The sequence below is a fragment of the Kitasatospora sp. NPDC093679 genome, from assembly GCF_040683455.1.
Lineage (GTDB): Bacteria > Actinomycetota > Actinomycetes > Streptomycetales > Streptomycetaceae > Kitasatospora > Kitasatospora arboriphila.
In genome coordinates this window covers 1-7,952 of the sequence record NZ_JBFBDW010000045.1, presented here as the reverse complement: position 1 = coordinate 7,952, position 7,952 = coordinate 1, and the positions used below count along the sequence as shown (strand labels likewise).

Sequence of the window (7,952 nt, the reverse complement as noted above, 5' to 3'; positions counted from 1 at the left end):
ACGCACCCGCCCGCCGCCGGCAGCCGCCGTGGAAACGGATCGTCCCTCGACCTCGCTCCAGTAGCCCGGGGACCGAAAACCCCCGCCCCCGCTGTGACGGTTCACCTCCGCCCCTTCCCACCTGACGGATATGCGGCGATTCGCACCAGCGCCGGACCGCGGGCGCCCCCCGGGCCCAGGCCGGCTGCGACCGACAGGCCGACCACGGACTCGGATCTCCGCACGGCCCGACCGGCAGGCCATACTCGACCGGTGAAACATGGTGGATTCTCCGAGTCGCTCCTGCGGTGCGCCGTCTGGGGCGGGGCCCTGCTCGCGTCCCCGTTGCTGCTCGTGGCCGGCGGCCCGGCCTACGGCCGGTTCATGCGCCACCTGTGCAGGGACAACGGGCCGGGCCTGTTCGACAAGCAGCGGGGCTGGGTGCATCCCGGGTACTGGGTGGTGAGGAATCCCCTGGTCCTCGCCCTGACCTGGCCGACCCGGCGGGGCGGCCTTCTCCCGGCCAAGACCGCAACCACCTGACCGGCGCGGCACCGCAACAGTGCCCCGCCCCGCCGCGGGCCGGGCACCCGCAGGCCGATGTCCCCCCGCCGCCGGCCGGGACCACGGCACGGTGAACGCCACCACGCTCTTCCTCCTCGCCCCAAACGGCCTCCACGCCCAGGGCGACCCGCAGGACCGCCTGCCGTCGGTGGCCGGCCACCGGTCCCACGCCGACGACGCGGCCGACACGGGGGACGTACCCCGCCCGGCCCCGACCGCGCAGCCGCCCCGCGGCCTCTTCCACCGACCGGCCCCCGCCTCCCGCCCACCGACAGCGACTTCGGCGGGATCGTGCCGCTCACCCACGACGGCAGCGGCCCGCCCTGCCCTGCCCGACACGCCCGCCCGCGCTCCCGCCAACGACCTCACCGACCTCGCCGAGCAGCGAACACAGCGGCTGCGCCACGAGAACAACGATCAGACGACCGACCGACGACGACATCCCCGCCCTCCTCCCCACGGTCGCCCGGCTCGCCGCGAACGCGCCGCCCGCCGACGAGAGCGCCCGCCGCCGGCCCCACCGACCGGCACCCAGATCGCGCCGCCGCCGGGCCCGGGGTGCTCCCTGGCAAGACGGCGACCCGCTCTGACATACGGTGAAGGGGGCCAGGGGGAACTCCCGGGCCGGGGGGAAGGGATGAGTTCGTGCTGGAGACCGAGCCGCGCCCGGGGACGACGCGTGACGCCGTACCCGGGCCGGGGGAAACCGGCCGCACCGAAGCCGGGGTGCTGCCGACGGCGGTGGGGCAGATGCTCGCCCTGATCGGATGGGTCGGCGGGGGCAGGCAGTTGACCACGACGGGGCAGCTCCTGCGCGCGGACGCGCGGGAACTCGTCGATCTGCTGGAAACCGGCGGCAACGAGACCAGCCCCCGCTCCGCCGCGCCCCTGCGCGGTGTGCAGGTGCTGCTGGCGTGGGCCCACATCGCCGACCTGGTCGCGACCGACGGCCCACGGCTGCGCCCCGGACCCGCAGCCGGCCACCTACGGGAGGCCCCCGCAGCGCTCCAGGACGCGCTGTTCGCGGCCGTGTCACGATTCGAGGACTCCCGCTGCGGCTGGCAGTCCGTCCGCCTCCACCTCGAAGGCCCGGCGGACTTCAGCGCAGGCCTTCCCGCCCTGTGGCGACGCCTCAACACCGGGCCACTCACCGAGGACGAAGCCGCCCGGACGGTCTGGGACGAACTGACGGCCCGCCACCAACTCGAGGAACGCCAGCCCGCGGGCCTGACCTCCTGGAAGGTCGTGGTGGCCCGGGACGTCGCCAGGGCCCTCGGCCTCTACGAGTCCGTGGGCGCCGTCCGGATCGAGGACGACCGCATCGCGCTGACCGGCTACGGCCGCAGCCGGGCGCTGCCCGGGATACGCGACGACGCCGCCGGCCCGCGCGAGCCCGGCGAGGCGTTCATCCACTGGCCATAGGCACACCCACCCGGCCCACCCACCCTGCCCACCCGGCCCACCCGGCCCACCCGGCCCGGCCCGGCCGGGCCACGGCACAGGCGGCAGACGGGCAGCGTCGACGATGAGGGACCAGGAATTGACAGCGGAGCCATGTCCTGTCAGCGGTGTATCGGCGCCGCACGTACAACCGACCGATGCCAAAGGCAGACGATGACGAGAGCGGCGCCGCCGGCGACACCGTCCCTGGGCAGCAGGTCGATCAGGTCACCAAAACACCCCACCAGGCTGCTCCACCGAACACCCCCAGACCAAGTACCCGTCACAGCAGGGACCCCACAGCACACCGCAGCAATCCACTGCTGCCCCGACCGGGGCAAGCCCGGATTGGGCGACCGCGGAGCGTGGGACACGCAGGAGATGACGAGCTCCCCAACCGGGCACCCACCCCTTCGGCCGCCTGCACGCACCGCTGCGCCCACCCCCGGGCCGCCCCCTGCACCCGCCACGGTGAAAGCGGCCAGCCCGTCCTCGGCCGTAACCTGCCGCCGGGTCCGGAGCACGGAGCACCTACTCCCGGGCGGCCAGACAGTGGCCACCACCCGACACGAACCGGCGTGCCCGGCCGCCCGGGCGCGCCCATGACCGGCGACGACACCGCGGCAGACGACGACACCGGCACCTGGGCCACACGCCCCGGCAACCGCCTGCCCGGTGACATCGCCGCCAGGATCCGGGCGGCCCGGGAAGCAGGCGTCGAGGAACGCCACATCCGCCTCATCCTCGCCGAGGCCTTCACCGCCCCCACCGCCCCCACCGCCACCACCCACACGACCACTCACGCACGACCACCCGCGACGAGTGAACCCCGCCCACCCGACCCGGCGCTTCACGAACCGCCCTGACGAGTAGCCATGGCATCCCGCAACAGCCGGTCGAGCGGCACCCGACCACCCACATACCGCCAGGGCGCACCCCCGCCACGCTGCCCCGCCACGACCTTCTCCACAGCCGCAGCAGCCCCGGACCGCCCACCCGCCTCACCCATGGCTTCCCCACGCCCGGGAGGTCAGGAGTTACCGTCAACGGTGCCGGAAAGGTGATAGGCGCTGGAGGTGCCGGCGCCGAGGACGGCCAACAGGTCGAAGGCGTCGGCCAGCACCGACGCGCCGGCCAAACGGCGCCGGCGAGTCGGCCAGGGATAAGGCCACCAGCGCCCAGAGCGGTCCACCAGGCGGGGAAGAGAGCCAGGTACCGCAAGCCGCGAAGGCCGCCCAACAACGCCACATCCACAGCGGGGCAGCCGGACAGGACGAGGGGGCACAGCGCCGGGAGGGTGCGCAGCGGGCGAGATCGATCGGGGTGGCGGCACCAACGGCGAGTGAGACGAGGTGCGGGTGGCCGGTGAGCGGGGTGAGGCCGGCGTCGGCGGCGAGGCCAACGGCCAGGTCCTCGACAGGCAGCGCGGCAACAGGAGTCAGGTCGGCGGTGGCACAGCGGTTGAGGTACAGGCGGCGCAGGCGCGCAGTGGCGGCGAGCGGGGCAAGGCCGACAGACGAGGGGCGTCGTTGAGGTGGACCGCCTGGACGTCCGAAGCGAGCAGCTGCTTGTCGAGGGTGGAGGCCACCAACTGGCGTCACCTCTCGCCCGGACTGCTACAAGGCGCGCGGATCGGTCCGGCCCAGAACCCAGTCCAGCCAGACGGTGACGGAGGAGACGACGCAACATGGACCGTCATCGAAGTCCCCACCGACCTCGACCACCTGGCCGACACGGCCCCACGGCCGGAGCGAGATCCACGGAACAAGAAGTTCCCGCCACAACGGGTCGCGAACGGCAGCCAGCCCGGATACCCGGAGCAACAGCGCACCCTGTGCGGCGGGTCGGCATCGAAAACCACCCGGTTCCAGCCGAGATCCCAGCCGAACCAGGTCGCAACCCCAATGCAGCCGTCGCGCCCGGACAGCACCGCATCGAGCGACATCCACCAGCACCCGCCCAACACCCCGCTGCCACCGCCCCGTCCGCCTCCAGGTAGAGCACCCGCAGATCAGCAGGCAGCACCCGGCCCAGGCAGCGCCCGGCAGCGGCCAGCCGCGCCCCGCTGACAGGCGCCGACATCTCCGGCGGCGCACCGGAGTGTTCGACATGCCGCCCAAGCAGGACCCACAGCCGCTCGACCGTCTCCGCCGGATCCCCGACCGGGGGGAGCCCGGACGACGGTCCGCGCCGCCAGCCGCGCCCGGCTCGGCCGGCCGGAACGCAGGATCGAGCGTCAGCGTCCAACCCCCTCGCGGCCGCCGCCCCACTGCAGCGCGTCCCGGAACACCACCAGGTCGAAGGCACCCAACAAGCGGCAGGTGAGTTCCACAACGACACCCCCCAGCCGTAGCTCTCCCGGAACCGCGACGCGAGCGCGGCGAAGCCCCGGTGCGGGAACAACACGCGCAAGAAGCCACCCAGGCGGCCCAACACCACGTACCCGCCACCGCGAAGGCCCAAGCCGAACCTGCCCGCCTGTCCCCACAGCCCGCACCCGCCCACCCTTCCGGCACCTTCACGACGACCCCCACCGCCATCTACCGCGCCGCCTGCTCCGCCCACAGATCCACACCCGCCCCTCCTCCGCACTTCCGCGGAGGACCACGCCAGCGAGCTCCCACAACACTGCAGCCCGCCAGCAGGGCAGGGACACACACAAGACAGGCATCAGCAGCTCAAACGCAGCTCCACGAGCACATCCATGCGGCCCGGGCACCGGCAGCCCATCAAGCACCAGGCCCACCCGTCCCCGCGAGGACCCACACATCCGTTGCGGCCCATCACCAAGCGACCTGAACACGCAGCCGCCCATGATCCCCAACCACCGCCCCACCGCCCGACCCACCCCGCCCGACCCACCCCGCAGAGGACAGCAACGCAGAACCGACCCCACCACCGTCAAGACCCGACCACGGCCCAAGACAGACCCAGCCCGGCCAACTGCGCCAGCTGCTCCCGATCGAGGCGGTCGCGGCGGCTCTTGGCGTTCGACAACCACACCCCCAGCCGCACCTGGACCCCGTCCTCCAACACCTCAACATGGCCCCGCGGGACAACCACACGGGCTTCCCGTTCGGCATACTGCCGCAGGGCCGCCACACCCCGCCGGAACGCCGCAGAACCCCCACCGGCCGCCCTCCCCCGACCCACCGCCGCGCCCCGGAAGTCCTCCGCCGCTACGCCCCCGCCGACCGCCGCTGCAGAACCCTTCGCTGCGCCCCGCGGTGCGGGGGAGGGGTGCGGCTCGATGCCGAGGCGCTCGAGACGTTCGCGCTGGCCCGGCCGGAGGGACCGCCAGACGGCGGGGCGACGCTGGCGCTCCACCCAGCGGCCGATGTCGTCACCGTCGACGGTGACCCCGGGCAGCAGATCCTCCACCCGGGCGCCACCGTCCAAGCACGCGGCCACCGCGGCCCAGTGGCGCTGCCAGTCGACGGACCAGTCCGGGTTCCAATCCGGGTCGATTTCGGCCAGCGCCTGCGCGCGGTGGGGCCGGCCGGCCATGGCGCCGGGCCTGCGGCAGTTCGACAACCACTGCCCGACCGGCTTGCCGAGCGCCACCGCCCCCCGCGGGGCCGCGAGCGTGCCGTGCTCGGCGAACCACACCCGCGCCGCGGCCAGGTTCTCCTGGAACGCGCCCTCGACCGCGTCCCACACCATCCCCAACGCCTCCAAACGCCCGTACCGGCCGCCCTCCATCACCCCGGCCGCGTGCGCACGCCGCTGCTCACTGACCCACCGCCCCAGCGGGTAGGAACCCTCGCGGTGGTCGTAGGGGACCCGCAGGTGCTTCTCCCGCTTCCGGAACGCCTGCGCCGCGAGGTACCCGCGGTTCCAGTCAGCGCGCTCGACGTTGATGACGTTGAACGACACCAGGTTCGCCAGGAAGTACGGGTCCCGCTTCGAAGAGAACCGCACCAGCAGCCGGTTCTCCTCCTCACCCTCGCCGGGCGCGGCCCCGATCCGCACCGGCCACTGCTTGGCCGAGTTGGTGGTGGGGGTGGCGAGCATCTCCACGGCCTCCTCGTCGTGCGACCGCAGGCCCTGCAGCACCCGCACCAGCGGCCGGTAGGAGGCCGAGGTGAGCATGTCCTCCTCGCTCTCCCCGGGCTGCGTGAAGCACATCACCACGAGCGAGGCCAGCTTGTCGTCCCCGGGCCTCTGCCGCAGCGCCCGCCCAATCGCCTGCACGATCTCGACAGGGGAGCCCTTCGGGTCCAGGAAAGCCACCGAGTCCACGGCCCGCACGTCCACGCCCTCACCCAGGACCCGGCAGTTCGCGAGCAGCGCGAGACGTGTCTGCTGGCCGAACTCCCGCAGCACAGACCGCCGATGGGCGGCCCCATGCTCGCCGTGCAGCCAATCCACCCACACCTCCTCCGGGTACAGGCTGGGGTCGTCGGCGTGCAGCTGCGCCGCGACCGCGGGCAGGCCGGCGGCGAAGGCCTCAGCCTCGACGGTCCGCCGATGGAAAGTGATCATGGTCTGCAGGTGGTGCTCTGCCGCGGCGCGCAGCATCGCCGCCTGGGTCGCGGCGAGCCGAAGCCCCCGGGCCTCCTCCTCGTTGCGCTCCGGCCCGTACAGCCGCTCCCGGGTCAGGTAGGGGTCAGGAACCTCCACCACGATGATCTGATACCGCGCAAGGATGCCTCTGGAGACCGCCTCGGCCATGGACAGCTTGTATGCGACCTTGCCGAAGATCGTCTCATCATCCATGGACGCCGCCAGCTCCACCGGCAGCCGGTCGACCGCACCCTCCCTCGGCTCCCACCCCGCCGACCGCTCCTGCCAGATCCGCGGCGTCGCCGTCATGTACAACCGCCGCTCCGACGGGATCCGCCCCTGATCGTGAACCGCCGCCCACGCCTTCCCGAGCGACCCCGAGGTCCGGTGCGCCTCGTCGACGACCGTGAGGTTCATCGGCTCCAGCCGGGCCCCGTACGCACCCAGGAAGGCCACCTCCAGCACCTCCAGGCTGGCGTAGGTGGCGTAGATGGTCACTGGCCCGTCCCCGTGCCACAGGGCCAGCTGCAACGGGTTGGTGGTGCACCGCACGCCCGCGGCGAACAGCGCCCCGTCGCCCTGCAGCGAGCACACCGCCACAGCCGGTCCCTCGTGCCCGACCCGGAGCCACTCCTCGACGGTCTGGGTCAGCAGGTCCAGCGTAGGCACCAGGACCAGCACCCGGCCGCGCGGCGCGACCTGCAGCGCGACGTGCGCGGCGCTGACGGTCTTCCCGCTCCCGCACGGCGAGATCGCGGTCACCCGCAGCCCGTCCGCCGGCACCGTGCCACCGGGCGGGACGTCGAACCCGCGCACCACCACCTCGACCAATTCCTCCTGATGCGGCCGCAGCTTCACAGGCATTCTGAATTTCCCTCCCCGGGCTCGAGCGCGAATTCAGGAGCGGATTTCTCGACCTCCACCGAACCGGCCCAGAGGAGGTCCCTCATACTTCCAAGTGCTACACAGTGCATCATCCGTGCAATACGTGATGTATCCAGGCTACACCCGGCCGAGCCGAACCCGGGTCAGAAGCTGCGGAACCGTCTAGTCCTGGGAGGAGGGTCACGGTAGCCTGACAGGACATCAACCCGATCCGGCGAGCAGAGCCGGTCGCACGGAAGGCCTCCGGCGGAGGGCAGCGGAGCCGCTCACTGCCTAAGCCGGCCACCCGCCACCGAGGTCGACGATCCCTCAGGAGGAGGCACCCACCAGCAAACCGAAGAGTTACACAGGCCGGGCAGCACGATGCACACGACCCCGCCCCACCCCTCTAGCCAGCCGTGCTCCCCGCGTAGCGGGGAGCACGCAATTCGCGCTTGCGCGAATTGCTGCACTGTCAGGATTCCGAGAACCGGAATCCGATTCCCGCGATTGCGCGGGAATCCCGGCGGAGCGCAGCGGAGCCGTTTCGCTGCCGAGCGGCTTGCCGCTCGGTTACCCGCGGAGCGGGTAACCGAGCG

General features: G+C 72.6%; 4 protein-coding genes. 3 read left to right on the top strand and 1 reads right to left on the bottom strand.

Annotated elements, in window-relative coordinates; genetic code table 11:
- The first annotated feature begins 252 nt into the window (after nucleotides 1–252).
- The 3 genes from AB0O09_RS28820 (at nucleotide 253) to AB0O09_RS28810 (ending at nucleotide 2,849) form a co-directional block, all read left to right on the top strand.
- The gene (locus tag AB0O09_RS28820) at nucleotides 253–522 is read left to right on the top strand and encodes a hypothetical protein (RefSeq protein WP_363546358.1); all 270 of its coding nucleotides are present in this window, start codon (nucleotides 253–255) and stop codon (nucleotides 520–522) included.
- 666 nt (nucleotides 523–1,188) lie between these two features.
- On the top strand, nucleotides 1,189–1,965 hold the full coding sequence (locus AB0O09_RS28815) for a hypothetical protein (RefSeq protein WP_363546357.1): 777 nt from the start codon (nucleotides 1,189–1,191) through the stop codon (nucleotides 1,963–1,965).
- A 620-nt stretch (nucleotides 1,966–2,585) separates the two neighbouring features.
- Nucleotides 2,586–2,849 (top strand): hypothetical protein, encoded by a 264-nt coding sequence (locus AB0O09_RS28810; RefSeq protein WP_363546354.1) that lies wholly within the window; start codon nucleotides 2,586–2,588, stop codon nucleotides 2,847–2,849.
- 2,035 nt (nucleotides 2,850–4,884) lie between these two features.
- Here AB0O09_RS28810 and AB0O09_RS28805 read toward each other — a convergent pair.
- Nucleotides 4,885–7,353: a Helicase associated domain protein gene (locus AB0O09_RS28805; RefSeq protein ID WP_363546351.1), complete on the bottom strand. Its 2,469-nt coding sequence runs from the start codon at nucleotides 7,351–7,353 to the stop codon at nucleotides 4,885–4,887.
- Nucleotides 7,354–7,952: the final 599 nt, after the last annotated feature.